We start from the raw sequence: 14,447 nt of genomic DNA on the forward strand, positions 1-14,447 counted from the left end.
TCTCCCGGGAAGTGTGCGAGCGGGTCCTAGTCGTTCACCCGTACCGACCCGTCCGGGGCCCGGGACTCATCGGGTGCGGCGGGTTTCTCCGGGATGCGCAGCAGGACCAGGGCGGCCGCGCCGAAGACGGCCATGGCGGCGGCGCCGATGCCCCCGGCCAGGTTGAGCCCGGCGGTGAACGCCTCGCGGGCCGGGCCGAGCAGGGCCGCGGCGAGGCCGTCGGGCAGGGTGCGGGCGATGTCGACGGCCTGGGCCAGGGAGCCCGCGGCCGCGTCGGGCACCCCCTCGGGCAGGGTGACCCCGGCGCGGTAGACGGCGGCGGAGAGGCTGCCGATGAGCGCGATGCCCAGGGCGATGCCGAGTTCGCCGCTGGTCTCGGACATGGAGGCGGCGGCTCCGGCGCGTTCGGCGGGGGCCGAGCCGATGACGATGTCGGCGACCAGGGCGGCGCCGGGGCCCAGCCCGACCGAGGCGAGCAGCAGCCCGGCCATGACGGGGAGCGCCCCGTCCTGGGCGGGCGCCAGGGCCAGCACGGCGAACCCGGCCGCGGTGACGAACATGCCGCCGCCGATCACGGTGGCGCGGCCGATCCGGGCGGCCAGGGGCGGGGCCGCCAGGGTGGCGGCGATCATCGCCAGCGACGGGGGCACCAGCCACAGTCCGGCGGTGAGCGGCGGGTACCCGGCGACGAGCTGGAAGTACTGGCTGATGAGCAGGAAGGTCCCGCCCATGGCCAGGGCCCCGGCCGCCATCACGGCCAGGGCGGCGCCGAAGGCGGGCGCGCGGAACAGGCGCAGGTCCAGCAGCGGGTCGTCCAGGCGGAGCTGGCGGCGGACGAACAGCGTCCCCGCGGCCAGTCCGGCGGCGACGGTGAGCAGGGGGACGGCCGGGGCGTGGCCGTCGGCGAGCGTCTTGAGGCCGTGGACCACGGGCAGCACGGCGGCCAGGGACAGGGCGACGCTGGTGAGGTCGAGGCGGCCGGGGTGGTCGGCGCGCTGTTCGGGCAGCAGCAGCGGCCCGCACACCAGGAGCAGCACCATCACGGGCACCCCGAGCAGGAACACCGACCCCCACCAGAACCAGTGCAGGAGCACCCCGCCGACCATGGGGCCGATGGCGGTGCCGCCCATGAAGCAGGCGCTCCAGACGGCGATGGCGGCGGCCCGGTGGCGCGGGTCGGGGAACATGCCGCCGATGAGGCCGAGGGTGGAGGGCATGAGGGTGGCCCCGGCGACGCCCATGAGGGCGCGGGTGGCGATGAGGACCTCGATGGTGGGCGCGAACGCGGCGACGGCGGAGGCCGCGCCGAAGGCGGCGGCGCCGATGAGCAGGAGCCGGCGGCGGCCGATGCGGTCGCCCAGGGTGCCCATGGTGACGAGGAACCCGGCGACCATGAAGCCGTAGGCGTCCACCGCCCACAGCAGCTGCGGCCCGGTGGGGGCCAGGTCGGCGGCCAGGTGGGGCAGCGCCAGGTACAGGACGCTCATGTCGATCGAGAGCAGCAGGGTGGGCAGGGCCAGTACGGCCAGGCCGAACAGGGCCCGCCGGTCGGGGCGGGCCGCGGGTGCGGGAGCGGCGGGTTCGGGTTCGGTCACGGGGTCCTCCGGTCCGGACGGGATCGTTCACACGTACGGACCCGGGAGGGCCGGGGAACTCATCGCGCCGCACCGGCGGATCTCCGCCCGCACCCGCGGGGGCCGGTCAGGCCGGGCGGTCCGCCCGGGCCCGGGCCTGGTGGCGGGCGGCCTTGGCGCGGTTGCCGCACCCCGCCATGGAGCACCAGCGGCGGGTGCCGTTCTTGGAGGTGTCGAAGAAGTACAGAACACAGTCGGGGTGGCCGCAGCGGCGGATGCGGTCGGGGGCCCGGAGCAGGTCGAGGTAGTCGGCCGCCGCGGCCCAGGCGGGCCCCCAGGAGGGGTCGTCGAGGTCGACGGCGGTGTCGGGGCCCTGAGGGCCCAGGAGCCGGCGCACGCTGCCGTGGGCCAGGGCCTCGTTGAGCCCGGCGGCCGCCGCGGGGGATCCGGGTTCGGCCACGAGCTCGGCGAGAACGGCCCGGACGCGCAGGAGGGGCGGCAGGAAGGCCTCGTCGGCGGGGAAGCGGTCGGTGAGGCCGTTGTCGGCGAGCCACCGCTCCAGGCCGCCGGGGGCCCGGAGGAGGTCGTGGTCGACCCCGCCCGCGATCCACCGGGTGTTGAGCAGGTCCATGGCGAGCGGTTCGCCCCGGAGCGGTCGGTCGAGCACCGGTCCCGCACCCCCTTCCTCCGTCGGCGGGCCCGTGGCGGGAGCCCGCGGTGGCCGGATGCTACCAGCCACCTGCGATAACCACCTAAATGGATTTTACAGGTTGACTCCGGCGGCGACTAACCCTTAAATTCGCTTTCGACGGTTAGACCGGCGAACCAAGGAGAACCGACATGGCACCGACCGCCCTCACCACCGGGCATGTGGGCCTGAACGTCACCGACCTCGGCCGCTCCCGCGACTTCTACGTGCGGGTCTTCGGCTTCGAGGTCCTGGGAGAGGGCGATGAGAAGGGGCGCGAGTTCGCCTTCCTCGGACGGGAGGGGAAGCTGCTCCTCACCCTGTGGCGGCAGGCGGACGGGCCCTTCGACCGCGCCTCCTCCGGCCTGCACCACCTGTCCTTCCAGGTGGAGGACATCGAGGAGGTCCGGGCCGCCGAGGGCGTGCTGCTGGACCTGGCCGTGGAGTTCGCCTACGACGGCGTGGTCCCCCACGGCGAGGGCGCCGCCTCCGGCGGGATCTTCTTCCATGACCCGGACGGGATCCGCCTGGAGATCTACGCCCCCTCCGGGGCCGGGGCCGCCCCCGCCCCCTCCGGTGCCGCGCCCACCTGCGGCTTCTTCTAGAGGACACCCGTCGGCGGGCGCCCCGGGGCGCCCGCCGCACCGGCCGCGCCCCCATCACTCGGACCACAGGAGGGACCATGGGAACCCGCTACCACCCCGGCGAGCGCGCCGTCCAGGAACGGGCGGGGCTGGCCGACCAGGCCGCCTTCTCCGACGGGGCGATCCGCACGGAGATCCCCGACGTCGCCGCCGCGTTCCTCGCCGAGCGGACCTGGCTGGCGGTCGGAGCCGTCGACGGCGGCGGGGACCCCTGGTGCACGCTGCTCGGCGGACCCCCCGGATTCCTGCGCGCCTCCGGCCCCCGCACCCTGGAGGTGGACGCCCTGCCCGGGGCGGGCGACCCCCTGGACGGGCCGCTCGGGCGCTCCCCCGCCCGTATCGGGATCCTGGCCATCGATCCCGCGACCCGGCGGCGGATGCGGATCAACGGGGTCGCGCACCCGCGCCCGGGGGGACTGCGCGTCACGACCGACCAGGTCTACTCCAACTGCCCCAAGTACATCCAGAAGCGCGTCCCGCACCCGGTGCCGGCCGACCGCCGGGGCACGCCCGCCGCCGGGGACCGCCTGACCCCGGCGCAGAGGGACCTGGTGGGCTCCGCCGACACCTTCTTCATCGCCACCGCGGCCCCCGGGGGCGACGCCGACGCCAACCACCGCGGCGGCTCCCCGGGGTTCGTGCGGGTCCACTCCCCCGGCCGGCTCTCCTGGCCCGACTACGCCGGCAACGCCATGTTCAACACCCTGGGCAACCTGTGGGAGCGGCCGCGGGCGGGTCTGCTGTTCCCGGACTGGGGGACGGGCACGGTCCTCCAGCTCACCGGCACCGCGCGCATCCACTGGGACGGCACCGACCGCGAGGTCGAGTTCGAGGTCGAGCGCACCGTGTCCACTCCCGGCGCGGGCCTGCTGTCCCCCGGAGCGCCCCTGTACTCCAAGTTCAACCCGCCGGTCACCCCGGCCGCCCCGAACGGAGACCCCCGATGAGGATCCACGTCGACCGCGCCGCCTGTGACGACAACGGCCGCTGCGTCTTCGCCGCCCCCGACGTCTTCTCCTTCGACGACGACGAGAACCTCGTGTACGACCCCGCCCCTCCCCCAGGGCGGTCCGCCGCCGTCCTGCGGGCGGCCGCGGACTGCCCGCTCCGGGCCATCACGGTCGAGGGGGCCGGGGAATGAGCGGCGGCCCCGACCCGGTCGTGGTCGTCGGGGCCGGCCTGGCCGGGCTGCGGGCCGCGACCGCCCTGCGCGACCTGGGGTACGCGGGCGGCCTGACCCTCGTCGGCGACGAGCCCCATCCCCCCTACGACCGTCCGCCGCTGTCCAAGGAAGTGCTGACCGGGCGGCTGCCGGCGGACGCCGCCGAACTCCCGCTCCCCGCCGGCTTGGACGCGCGCCTGGTCCTGGGGCGTGCCGCCGTCCGGCTGGACCGGGCCGCCCGCACCGTCGTGCTGGACGACGGGACCCCGCTGCGGTACGGCGGGCTGGTGATCGCCACCGGCGCCTCGGCCGCCCCGTGGCCCGGCCCGGGCGTCCCCCCGGAGCGGGGCGTGCACCTGCTGCGCGGGCGCCGCGACGCGGTCGCGCTGCGCGGGGCCCTGCTCGCGGGAGGGCCCGTGCTGGTGGCCGGCGGGGGCTTCCTGGGCTGCGAGGTCGCCTCGGCGGCCCGGTCGATGGGGCTCCCGGTCACTCTGGTGGACCCGGCCGGGTCCCCCCTCGAAGCGGCCGTCGGCCCGGCGGCCGGGTCCTTCATGGCCGCCGTGCAGGCCGACGCGGGGGTCGACCTGCGTATGGGCGCCACCATGGCGGAACTCCCGGACCACCGGGGGACCGCCCTGCTGTCGGACGGGACCCGGGTGGCGGCCCGCACCGTCGTGCTCGCCCTGGGCGCCCGCCCCAACACGGCGTGGCTGCGCGGCTCCGGGCTCGGCCTGGACCCGGGCAGCGGAGCGCTGCTGTGCGACGGCCGCAGGAGGGTGCTGGACCACCGCGGTTCGCCCGTTCCGGGGATCGTGGCCCTCGGGGACGCGGCGGCCGCACCGCACCCCTTCCCCGGCCCGGGGGCGCCCGCGCACCTCGCGCTCGGACACTGGAGCGAGGCGGTCGACCACGCCGCCACGGCCGCGGCGGCCCTGCTGGGCGGGGCACCGCCGCGGGAGCCGGGGGTCCCGTCCTTCTGGTCCGACCAGTTCGGGCTGCGCATCCGGTCGGTGGGGGTGCCCCGGGCCGCGGACCTGGCCGAGGTCCTCGAACACGACCTCCCGAACCGGCGCCTGGAGGTCGTCTACCGCCGGGGAGGCCGGACGGTCGGCGCGCTGACCGTCGGCCGGACCTCCCGGCTGGCCGCCCACCGTCGGCGGATCGCCCGGGGCCTCGCGGGTCAAGAAGTGTCGACCGATTCCGGGATCGCCGTTGACAGACAGGCGTGACCTGCGTTGATAGCGTCGAGCGGTCGGCCGGCCACCGGACGTGTCCAACGGTGCGCCCGGCCCCGCCGAACCGCCGACAGGCAGGAGAACACCCGATGCGAGCCGTGGTCTTCGAGAACTACGAGCAGTTCCCGTCGCTGACCGACGTCCCGAGGCCGAAGCCGGGCCCGGGCGAGGTGCTGCTGCGGGTGGCGGGCGCGGGCGCCTGCCACTCCGACGTGAGCGTCTACCGGCACTTCAAGGAGGGCTCCCCCGGCGCGCAGAAGCCGCCGTTCGTGCTGGGGCACGAGAACTCGGGCTGGGTGGAGGAGCTCGGCGAGGGCGTGAGCGACCGCGTCAGGACCGGCGACGCCTACCTCGTGTACGGGCCGATCGGCTGCGGCCACTGCCGCAAGTGCGCGCGCGGCCAGGACACCTACTGCGAGAACGCCGCGACCATGCCCTATCTGGCCACGGGCCTGGGCCGCGACGGCGGCATGGCCGAGTTCCTGACGGTCCCCGAGCACCACCTGGTGCCGCTGGGCGACGCCGACCCGGTGGACGCGGCCCCGCTGTCGGACGCCGGGCTCACGCCCTACCACGCGATCAAGCAGGCGCTGCCGCACCTGGCGGGCGGCGGCCGGCACGCCCTGGTGATCGGCCTGGGCGGGCTGGGGCAGATCGGCGTGCAGATCCTCAAGGCGCTGACCGGGGCGACGGTGATCGCCACCGACGTCAAACCCCAGGCCCTGGCCCGGGCGGAGGAGAACGGCGCGGTGACCGTCGCGGGCGGCGACCGGCAGGTGGAGCAGATCCGCGAGATCACCGGCGGCCGGGGCGTGGACGCGGCGTTCGACTTCGTCGGCATCACCCCGACGATCGCGACGGCGACGGCGACCGTCGCCCAGGGCGGGCGGGTGACGGTGGTCGGCATCGCGGGCGGCACCCACGAGTTCTCGTTCTTCACCAACCCCTACGAGTCCTACGTCACCAACACCTACTGGGGGACGGTGGAGGACCTGTGGGAGGTCGTGGACATGTACCGGGCCGGGCAGATCCGCCCGGAGGTGGAGCGGTTCGGCATGGAGGACGCCCTGGAGGCGTACCGGCGGCTGGAGGCCGGGGAGATCTCCGGCCGCGCCGTGGTGGTGCCCCACGAGGGGTGACCCGCGCGTCGGACGCCCGGACCCGTGGGGGTCCGGGCGTTTTCGTACGCGCACCGGTCTCGGTAGAGTGCGCCCGACCGATACCGGGCCGGGAAGGCGGAACAGGTGGATCTGGGAATCGCGGGCAAGACCGCGCTGGTGACGGCGGCGAGTTCGGGGCTGGGGCGGGCGATCGCCGTGGCCCTGGCGGCCGAGGGCGTGAACGTGGCGGTGACCGGGCGCGACAAGGAACGGCTGACCAGGACCGTGGAGGACTGCGACGCCCACGGGACGTCGGCCCTGTCGGTGGAGTGGGACCTGGCCGACCACGGCCGCGCCGAGGAGGTGGCCGCGTACGTGGGCGACCGGCTGGGGCCGGTGGACATCCTGGTCAACAACACCGGCGGCCCGCCGCCCACCCCGGCGCTGGGCCAGGAGCCCGGCCTGTGGGAGGACATGTACGGGGCGATGGTGCTGCCGGTGATCCGGCTGACGGACGCCGTGATCGGCGGGATGCGCGAACGCGGCTGGGGCCGGGTCATCACGAGCACCTCGGCCGGGCCGATCGCGCCCATCCCGAACCTGGGGGTGTCCAACACGCTGCGGGCGTCGCTGCACTCCTGGTCCAAGACGGTGTCGGGCGAGGTGGCCGCGGACGGGGTGACGGTGAACGTCATCGTCCCGGGCCGGATCACCACCGCCCGCACGGACTCCCTGGACCGTGCGCGCGCCGAGCGGGAGGGGCGCACCGTGGAGGAGGTCGAGCGCGAGGCCGCGGCGACGATCCCCGTGGGCCGGTACGGCCGGGCCGAGGAGTACGGGGCGGTGGCGGCGTTCCTGGCGAGCGCGCAGGCGGCCTACGTGACCGGGTCGGTCATCCGGGTGGACGGCGGGGCGATCCCCACCGTCTGACCCGGGAGCGGCCGCCCCGGCGGGGCCGGGGCGGCCGCGCCGCTCTTCCCGTCACCGCCTCCCCCTCCGGGACCGGTGCCTCGCGGGGTCCGCGGGTCCGGGCGGTTCAGGGACGGCGGGGAGGGCGGGGCACGAAGGCGCTGGTGCGGGCCTCGTACTCGGCCCAGCCGGGGCGCCCGCGCATGTGCTCGTCCAGCAGGCGCTGCCCCGAGCCGCGGGTGAGGAGGTAGGTCATCACCAGCGGGGCGGGCAGGGCGAGCAGGGTCCAGGGACCGCCCGAGGCCGCGACGAGGAACAGCCCCCACCACACGCAGGCGTCGCCGAAGTAGTTGGGGTGGCGGGTCCACGCCCACAGGCCCCGGTCCATGACCCTGCCCCGGTTGGCCGGGTCGCGGCGGAAGGCGGCCAGCTGGGCGTCGCCCGCCGTCTCGAAGGCGAATCCGAGCAGCCACAGGGCGGCGCCCGCCGCCGCCCACCAGCCGAGCGGTCCCGGGGCGTGCGCGGCGAGCTGGAGCGGAAGCGAGACCAGCCAGACCAGCGCGCCCTGGAGCAGGTACACGACACGCAGCGCGTACAGGTCACGATTCCCAGGGGCGCGGGAGAGCAGGCGCTCGTAGCGCGGGTCCTCGCCCGAGCCCCGGGAGCGCAGGCCGATGTGGACGGCCAGCCGGGTGCCCCACACCGCCGTCAGGGCGAGCAGCAGCACGGGGCGCAGCAGGTCCCCGGTGGCGGTGGCCAGGCAGACCGCCGCCACGAGGACGAACGCCGGCCCCCAGGCGACGTCGACGACGCTGTGCCGGCCCAGCCGCCGCCCGGCGGCGAAGGCCGCGAGCATGAGCAGGAGCACCGCCGCCGCGGACAGGGCCGAGGTCAGGGCCAGGGCGGCGGGGTTCACGCCGCCCCCTCTCCTGGGCCGGACCGGCGCGCGGAGATCTGGTGGACGCCCATCCGCCCCTCCTCGAACGCCAGAGCGCCGCCCGCCAGGTACAGCCGCCAGGTCCGCGCGGCCTCCTCCCCCGCCAGCGCCACCAGGTCGTCGTAGCGCCGCTCCAGCTCCGCCGACCACGCGCGGGCGGTGCGCACGTAGTGCTCGCGCATCGAGCGCACCCCGGTCACCTCCAGGCCGGCGTCCTCGATGAGGCCCACCGTCTCGCCCAGGGGGCGCATGTACATGTCGGGGGCGATGTAGCGCTCGATGAACGGGCCGCCGCCGGGGTGGTCGCCCCCGCGGGACATCTGCTGGACCAGCAGCCGGCCCCCCGGCCGCAGCAGGGACCGCAGCCGCCGGGCGAACGGCGCGTACTCGTCCCGGCCCACGTGCTCGCCCATCTCGATGGCCGCCACGGCGTCGAACCCGCCCCGGTCGATGTCGCGGTAGTGGCGCAGCCCCACCTCGACCCGGTCGTGGAGGCCCTCGTCGCGGACCCGTGCGGCGACGTGGTCGCGCTGGGCCGCCGACAGGGTCACCGCGGTCACGTGCGCGCCGAAGCGGCGGGCGGCGTGCAGGGTGAGCGAGCCCCACCCGCAGCCGACGTCGAGCAGGCGCGCGCCCTCCCGCAGCCCCAGCTCCCGGCAGACCAGGTCGAGCTTGGCGCGCTGGGCGTCGGCGAGGGTGGCGTGGGGGTCGTCGTCGGGCCAGTAGGCGCAGGAGTAGGCCATGGTCTCGTCCAGCAGCAGGGAGTAGACGGCGTTGCCCGCGTCGTAGTGGTGCGAGATGGCGGCCGCGTCGCGCTCGCGGGAGTGCGTGCGCCCCCGGAGCCGGGCCTCGCCGCGCGGGCGCGGCGGCGGGGCGCCGACGGCGCCCACGGCCAGCAGGGCACGGGCCGCCCCCGCCCACTCGCCGGGTCCGGGCGGGGAGGCGCCGTGGCGGCGGACCGCGGCGCCGACCCGGCGCAGTGCGTCGGTGAGGTCGCCCTCCACGTCCAGGGCGCCGCTGACGTAGGCGCGGGCCAGGCCGAGCTCGCCGGGGCGGGTCACCGCGTACCGCAGGGCGTCGCGGTCGCGCAGGACGGCGACGGGCGCGTCGGCCGGACCGGCCTCGCTGCCGTCCCAGGCGCGCAGGCGCACCGGCGGGCGGCCGTCGAAGAACGCGGCGAGCACCGGGGCGAGGAAGTGGGCGACACCGCGCGGCCGGCCGCGGCGGGCGGCGGGGGCGCTCATCCGGCACGCTCCATGACGATCTGCTCCACGTCGATGATCCCGGAGCGGAACCCGGCCTCGCAGTAGGCGAGGTAGAAGTCCCACATGCGCTGGAAGACGGGGTCGAAGCCGAGCCCGGCCACCCGGTCCGCGGCGGCGTCGAAGGAGCGCCTCCAGACCAGGAGGGTGTCGGCGTAGTCCGCGCCGAACGCGTGCCGGTCGACCACTCGTAGGGACGTGCGGTCGCGCACCTGCCGCTCGATGGCGGCCACGGAGGGGATGAGCCCGCCGGGGAAGACGTACTTGTGCATCCAGGTGTAGGAGTGCCGGGAGGCCCGCATCAGCCGGTGGTCCATGGTGATGGACTGGATGCCGACCCGGCCTCCGGGGCGCACCAGCCGGTTCAGGGCGGAGAAGTAGGCCGGCCAGTAGTGCTCGCCGACGGCCTCGATCATCTCCACGCTGACCACGGCGTCGTACTCGCCGTCCACGTCGCGGTAGTCGAGCAGCAGGACGTCGGCGGCGCCGTCCGCCCCGGCCTCGGCCAGCCGCCGCACGGCCAGGTCCCGCTGCTCGGCGGAGAGGGTGACGGTGGTGACGCGGGCCCCGCGCCGGGCCGCCCTCAGCGCCAGGGACCCCCACCCGGTGCCGATCTCCAGCAGGGTGGTGCCGGGACCGGCTCCCACGGCGTCAAGGAGGCGGTCGATCTTGCGCTCCTGGGCGGCCGCCAGGGTGTCGGGGTCGCGCGGGCCGGGTCCGTCGAACAGCGCCGCGGAGTACGTCATGGTGCGGTCCAGGAACAGCGCGAAGAGGTCGTTGGACAGGTCGTAGTGGTGGCCGATGTTGCGGCGGGCCGCCTCCCGGGTGTTGCGCTCGCCCCGGCCCCGGCGCGGCAGGGTGATGTGGCGCAGGGGGCGCAGGGGGCGCGGGACCAGGTCCGTGTAGTGCTCGGCCAGCCGGGTGAGCAGGGCCACCGGGTCCGGGGAGTCCCACTCGCCCGCCATATAGGACTCGCCCAGCCCGATGAGCCCGCCCGCGCCCAGTCTGCGGTGGAACGCCTCGGGGTCGCGCAGGCACAGGACGGGGGCGCCGGTTCCCGGGTCCCGGACGGCGGCGGGGTCCTCGGTGATCCGCACCCCCGCGCGGCGCGCGGCGTGGCGGGCCAGGACGCGTGCGGCGGCGGCGCGCAGGCGGGAACGGGGCACCCGGGCGACGTCGGGCCAGCGGCGTGCGTCGACGGCGGCGGGCGGCGCCGGGGGCGGGGTCGTGGTGGTCATGGTCGTGCACCTGTCTTCTCGTGTGCGGTGGTGTCGTGTTGGTCCGGCCTCGGGTGGACCGGGACTCCGCGCAGGTAGAGGCCGATGCCCCGGGTGCGGATGCGGGCCGCGCCCACAAGGGGGGCGAGCGGGCGGCGCAGGGCCAGGCGGAGCAGGGAGGCGGGGGTGGCCGGGACGCGGCGGCCCCGCACCGAGGCGGCGAAGGGCGGCGCCCCGCCGGTGTGGAGGGTGACGGTGAGGGAGAGCCGCTCCCCCGGCTCGGGCAGGGCCAGGCGGTAGGTCCCCTCGACCCCGTGGAACGGGGAGACGTACATGGCCTTGGCGGTCTCCGCCCGCCCGCGCGCGTCCACGTCGAGGAGGTAGCGGTGGCGGTCGCCGTAGGTGTTGTGCACCTCGGCGACGACGCGGGCGAGGGTGCCGTCGCGGCGGTGGCACCAGTAGACGGTCAGCGGGTCGAAGGCGTACCCGAGCACCCGGGCGTGGCCGAGGACGAGGACCGGCCCTCCGTCCAGGTGGGCGCCCGCCCCGGCCAGGTACCTCTCCAGGTCCGCTCGGGAGGCCCGGTGGCCGAAGCCCGCCAGGGGGCGCAGCGGCCACGGGAGCCGCGGCGGGTGGTCGAGGTCGGTCAGCCAGTAGTAGGTCCGGTGCGCGAAGGCTGAGCGGACCGGGGCCGCGCGGACGTGCCGGACGACGGCCTCGTAGAGGGCGGGCGCCGCGGGGGCGCTCACCAGGACACCCCCAGGCTCTCGGCGGCGCGGACCCCGGAGGCGCAGCCGTCCTCGTGGAAGCCCCAGCCGTGGTGGGCGCCGGCGAAGGCGACGGTCCCGTCGTTCAGGTCGGGCAGGCGGCGCTGCGCGGCCAGTGCCGCGGGTGTGTACACCGGGTGCTCGTAGTCCATCTCGGCCAGGACCAGACGGGGGTCGACGCGCCCGTCGTCGTTGAGGGTGACCAGGTGGCGGCGCCGGCCGGGCAGGCGCTGGAGCCGGTTCATGTCGTAGCTGACGCGGACGGCCCCGGCGTCGGGGTCGCAGGAGGGCAGCCGGTGGTTCCAGCTCGCCCGTACCACGGGGTCGCGGGGCAGCACGGAGGTGTCGGTGTGCAGCAGGGTCCGGTTGCGGGAGTAGCGGAACGCGCCCAGCACCGCGCGCTCGTCGGGGGTGGGCCGCTCCAGCAGGGACAGCGCCCGGTCGGCGTGGACCGCGACGACGGCCGCGTCGAATTCCAGGACGTCGCCGCCCGCCCGCAGGCGGACCCCGCCCGGGCGGCGCTCCAGAGAACGGACGGGTGCCCCGGTGCGGACCGCGTCGAGGTTCTTGGCGATCCGCTCCACGTAGGAACGCGAGCCGCCGGCGACCGTCCGCCACCGGGGGGAGCCCCAGACGCCGAGCATCCCGTGGTTCGCCAGGAAGGCGAACAGGTACCGGGCGGGGTAGTCCAGTGCGGTGCCGGGAGGGCAGGACCACACCGCCGACACCAGGGGCACCAGGAAGTGCGCCACGGTGTGGCGGCTCAGGGAGCCGTCGGCGGCGAACTCCCCCAGGGTGGGTCCCGGGCCGTGGTCCGGGGCGGCCAGCAGGGCGCGGGCGGCGCGGTGGAAGCGGGGGATCTCGACGAGCATCCGCAGGTGGGCGGCGCCGGCGCGGGAGCCGGTGGGCAGCAGGGCGCGGGCTCCGCGCGAACCCGCGTACTCCAGGCCGCAGCCGTCGCAGGACACCGAGAGGCTCATCTCGGCGGGCCGGGTCTCCACGCCCAGCTCGTCGAAGAGCCGGACCAGGTGGGGGTAGGTGCGGCGGTTGTGGACGATGAAGCCGCTGTCCACGGAGAGCTCGCCGCCGTCCTCCCCGGTGAGCCGGTGGGTGTGGGCGTGGCCGCCCAGGCGGTCGTCGGCCTCCAGCAGGGTGACCTCGGCCCGCTCGCGCAGGATGTGCGCGGCGGTCAGTCCGGAGACCCCGGAGCCGATCACGGCGATACGCCGGCGGTGGGTGTGCCTGTCCTGGACCACACGTGTCCCTTCGGTGGGGGCTGGTACCGGGTATTCGGGGCCGGCCCGGCCGCGGATGGGTGGCGGCGCCGAAAAGGACTGTGACCTGAGCCACAGGGCCGCGAGAGCACCGGAACAGGAGCGGTTCTGGACAGCGAGGGGGTCTCGGCGGCACCGTGGACGAATGCGCGCACTACGAGCGATCGACCGCCTGGACCGCAGGATCCACCGCTTCGTGACCGGCCTGGGGCCGCCCGCACTGGACCCCTACACCCCGAAGTTCGTGCAGGCCACGGACAACATGGCCCCGTGGTTCCTGATCTCGGCGACGCTGGCCGCCACCGGCGGCCCCCGGCTGCGGCGCACCGCCCTGCGCGCCATGGCCGCGGCCGCGGCCGCCAACGCGCTCTCCGCCGGGGTCAAGCACCTGACCGACCGCGGCCGCCCGGACCTGTCGCGGGTGCCGCGGGCCCGGATCCCCTACCGCGACTACCGCAGCTCCTCCTTCCCGTCCGGGCACACGGCGGCGGCCGTCGGCTACGCGGCGGGGATCGGCGCCGACGCCCCGCGCCCGCTGACGGCGCTGGTGGCGGCGCTGGCCGGAGTGGTGGCGGTGTCCAGGGTGCACAGCGGGGTCCACTACCCCGGCGACGTGCTGGGCGGGGCGGCCATCGGGCTGGCCGCCGGGCTGGCGGCGCGCGCGGTGGTGCCGCCCCGGCCGGAGCTGGTCCACGGCGCCGAGACTCTTCCCGCGGGCGTGCACAGCGAGCCGGCCCCGGCCGAGGACGCCCTGTCCACCGGGACGCTGCCCGGGACCGGTGTGACGGTGGTGGTCAACCCCCGCTCGGCCGACCTGCTCCCGACGGCGGTCGCCGAGGGGCTGCCCGGGCCGGCGACCGGCGGGACGCCCTCGAAGATCGCGCGGGCGCTGCCGGGAGCCACGATCGTCGCCCTGTCCGAGGACGACGACATCGCCATGGTCATGGACAAGGCGGCGGAGGCCGGCTCGGTGCTGGCGGTGGCGGGCGGCGACGGCACCGTCAACGCGGGGGCGCGCGCCGCGATGGACCACGACCGGCCGCTGCTGGTGATCCCCGACGGCACGCTCAACAACTTCGCCCGGACCCTGGGTCTGACCTCGGTGGACATCGCGCTGCGCGCCTACGCCGGCGGCCGCCTCGCCCGGGTGGACGTGGGCGAGGTGGACGGGCGCCTGTTCCTCAACACCGCGTCGTTCGGCTCCTACCCGCGCATGGTGGAGCGGCGCGACCGGTGGGCGCCGCGGATCGGCAAGTGGCCCGCGTTCGCCCTGGCCCTGTGGCACGACCTCCGCGAGGTCTCGCCCGTTCCGGCGGTGGTGGACGGGCGCGAGACGAAGGTGTGGTGGGCGTTCGTGGGCAACGGCCGCTACCGCACGCACGGCCGGGTCCCGGCACTGCGCGAGAGCCTGGTGGACGGCCGCCTGGACGTGCGGGTGCTGGGCGCCCGCTCCCCGTTCCCCCGCCTGCGGGCGGCCGTGGACGTGCTGCTGGGCCGCCACTGGCAGGGCGAGGGCTACCGGGAGAGGACCGCCCGGGCTCTGGAGCTGGTCCTGCCCGAGGAGCCGCGGCTGCTGGCCGTGGACGGGGAGGTCGTCGAGGGCTCCCGGACCGTGCGGTTCACCAAGCGGCCGGCGGCGCTGCGGGTGTTCGTCCCGGCCTCGGGAGCCTGAGGAACG

Annotated in this window: 14 protein-coding genes; 7 read left to right on the forward strand and 7 right to left on the reverse strand. The window is 76.2% G+C overall.

All coding sequences use genetic code 11. From position 1 onward, the window contains the following. Positions 1–26: 26 nt before the first annotated feature. Positions 27–1,538 (reverse strand): MFS transporter, encoded by a 1,512-nt coding sequence (locus tag ABZ249_RS01530; RefSeq protein WP_355256037.1) that lies wholly within the window; start codon positions 1,536–1,538, stop codon positions 27–29. A 163-nt stretch (positions 1,539–1,701) separates the two neighbouring features. Beyond that, positions 1,702–2,241 (reverse strand): CGNR zinc finger domain-containing protein, encoded by a 540-nt coding sequence (locus tag ABZ249_RS01535; protein WP_355255699.1) that lies wholly within the window; start codon positions 2,239–2,241, stop codon positions 1,702–1,704. A gap of 173 nt (positions 2,242–2,414) precedes the next feature. Here ABZ249_RS01535 and ABZ249_RS01540 point away from each other — a divergent pair, with 173 nt between their 5' ends. The 6 genes from ABZ249_RS01540 to ABZ249_RS01565 all read left to right on the forward strand — a co-directional run bounded on the left by ABZ249_RS01540 (position 2,415) and on the right by ABZ249_RS01565 (position 7,333). Further along, complete coding sequence (locus ABZ249_RS01540; protein ID WP_355255702.1) at positions 2,415–2,867, forward strand: VOC family protein; 453 nt, start codon at positions 2,415–2,417, stop codon at positions 2,865–2,867. A gap of 77 nt (positions 2,868–2,944) precedes the next feature. Next, positions 2,945–3,853 (forward strand): pyridoxamine 5'-phosphate oxidase family protein, encoded by a 909-nt coding sequence (locus ABZ249_RS01545; RefSeq protein ID WP_355255705.1) that lies wholly within the window; start codon positions 2,945–2,947, stop codon positions 3,851–3,853. After that, complete coding sequence (locus ABZ249_RS01550) at positions 3,850–4,047, forward strand: ferredoxin (RefSeq protein ID WP_355255708.1); 198 nt, start codon at positions 3,850–3,852, stop codon at positions 4,045–4,047. The genes ABZ249_RS01545 and ABZ249_RS01550 overlap by 4 nt, the downstream gene beginning before the upstream one ends. Continuing rightward, positions 4,044–5,297 carry an FAD-dependent oxidoreductase gene (locus ABZ249_RS01555; protein WP_355255711.1) on the forward strand — a complete coding sequence of 418 codons (1,254 nt, stop codon included), beginning with the start codon at positions 4,044–4,046 and terminating at the stop codon, positions 5,295–5,297. The genes ABZ249_RS01550 and ABZ249_RS01555 overlap by 4 nt, the downstream gene beginning before the upstream one ends. A gap of 95 nt (positions 5,298–5,392) precedes the next feature. Then, complete coding sequence (locus ABZ249_RS01560) at positions 5,393–6,442, forward strand: NAD(P)-dependent alcohol dehydrogenase (protein ID WP_355255714.1); 1,050 nt, start codon at positions 5,393–5,395, stop codon at positions 6,440–6,442. A gap of 105 nt (positions 6,443–6,547) precedes the next feature. Continuing rightward, positions 6,548–7,333 carry an SDR family oxidoreductase gene (locus ABZ249_RS01565; RefSeq protein WP_355255717.1) on the forward strand — a complete coding sequence of 262 codons (786 nt, stop codon included), beginning with the start codon at positions 6,548–6,550 and terminating at the stop codon, positions 7,331–7,333. Positions 7,334–7,439: 106 nt separating this feature from the next. On the opposite strand, the gene ABZ249_RS01570 is transcribed toward ABZ249_RS01565, so the two are convergent. Genes ABZ249_RS01570 through ABZ249_RS01590 form a run of 5 tightly spaced genes read right to left on the reverse strand, consistent with a single transcriptional unit; the run spans position 7,440 to position 12,751 of the window. After that, positions 7,440–8,228, reverse strand: a complete 789-nt coding sequence (locus tag ABZ249_RS01570; RefSeq protein ID WP_355255720.1) for a DUF1295 domain-containing protein — start codon at positions 8,226–8,228, stop codon at positions 7,440–7,442. After that, the gene (locus ABZ249_RS01575; RefSeq protein ID WP_355255723.1) at positions 8,225–9,493 is read right to left on the reverse strand and encodes a cyclopropane-fatty-acyl-phospholipid synthase family protein; all 1,269 of its coding nucleotides are present in this window, start codon (positions 9,491–9,493) and stop codon (positions 8,225–8,227) included. Before ABZ249_RS01575 ends, ABZ249_RS01570 begins: the two co-directional genes overlap by 4 nt. Next, complete coding sequence (locus tag ABZ249_RS01580; protein ID WP_355255725.1) at positions 9,490–10,749, reverse strand: cyclopropane-fatty-acyl-phospholipid synthase family protein; 1,260 nt, start codon at positions 10,747–10,749, stop codon at positions 9,490–9,492. Before ABZ249_RS01580 ends, ABZ249_RS01575 begins: the two co-directional genes overlap by 4 nt. Next, entirely contained in the window at positions 10,746–11,477 is a 732-nt protein-coding gene (locus tag ABZ249_RS01585; RefSeq protein WP_355255727.1) for a DUF1365 domain-containing protein, read from the reverse strand. Before ABZ249_RS01585 ends, ABZ249_RS01580 begins: the two co-directional genes overlap by 4 nt. Beyond that, the gene (locus tag ABZ249_RS01590; RefSeq protein ID WP_355255730.1) at positions 11,474–12,751 is read right to left on the reverse strand and encodes an FAD-dependent oxidoreductase; all 1,278 of its coding nucleotides are present in this window, start codon (positions 12,749–12,751) and stop codon (positions 11,474–11,476) included. Before ABZ249_RS01590 ends, ABZ249_RS01585 begins: the two co-directional genes overlap by 4 nt. Positions 12,752–12,914: 163 nt before the next feature. Between ABZ249_RS01590 and ABZ249_RS01595 the strand changes: the two genes are divergently transcribed. Beyond that, positions 12,915–14,441 carry a phosphatase PAP2 family protein gene (locus ABZ249_RS01595; protein WP_355255733.1) on the forward strand — a complete coding sequence of 509 codons (1,527 nt, stop codon included), beginning with the start codon at positions 12,915–12,917 and terminating at the stop codon, positions 14,439–14,441. The last annotated feature ends 6 nt before the right edge of the window (positions 14,442–14,447 follow it).

This window comes from Nocardiopsis sp. NPDC006139 (genome assembly GCF_040614155.1).
In the GTDB taxonomy this organism is placed as follows: domain Bacteria; phylum Actinomycetota; class Actinomycetes; order Streptosporangiales; family Streptosporangiaceae; genus Nocardiopsis; species Nocardiopsis changdeensis.

What these genes read in the sequence shown, in the direction of transcription:
- ABZ249_RS01540 (WP_355255702.1), top strand. Translation starts at nt 2,415, where the DNA reads ATGGCACCGACCGCCCTCACCACCGGGCATGTGGGCCTGAACGTCACC.
- ABZ249_RS01550 (WP_355255708.1), top strand. Translation starts at nt 3,850, where the DNA reads ATGAGGATCCACGTCGACCGCGCCGCCTGTGACGACAACGGCCGCTGC.
- ABZ249_RS01545 (WP_355255705.1), top strand. Translation starts at nt 2,945, where the DNA reads ATGGGAACCCGCTACCACCCCGGCGAGCGCGCCGTCCAGGAACGGGCG.
- ABZ249_RS01580 (WP_355255725.1), bottom strand. Translation starts at nt 10,749, where the DNA reads ATGACCACCACGACCCCGCCCCCGGCGCCGCCCGCCGCCGTCGACGCA.
- ABZ249_RS01595 (WP_355255733.1), top strand. Translation starts at nt 12,915, where the DNA reads ATGCGCGCACTACGAGCGATCGACCGCCTGGACCGCAGGATCCACCGC.
- ABZ249_RS01555 (WP_355255711.1), top strand. Translation starts at nt 4,044, where the DNA reads ATGAGCGGCGGCCCCGACCCGGTCGTGGTCGTCGGGGCCGGCCTGGCC.
- ABZ249_RS01575 (WP_355255723.1), bottom strand. Translation starts at nt 9,493, where the DNA reads ATGAGCGCCCCCGCCGCCCGCCGCGGCCGGCCGCGCGGTGTCGCCCAC.
- ABZ249_RS01560 (WP_355255714.1), top strand. Translation starts at nt 5,393, where the DNA reads ATGCGAGCCGTGGTCTTCGAGAACTACGAGCAGTTCCCGTCGCTGACC.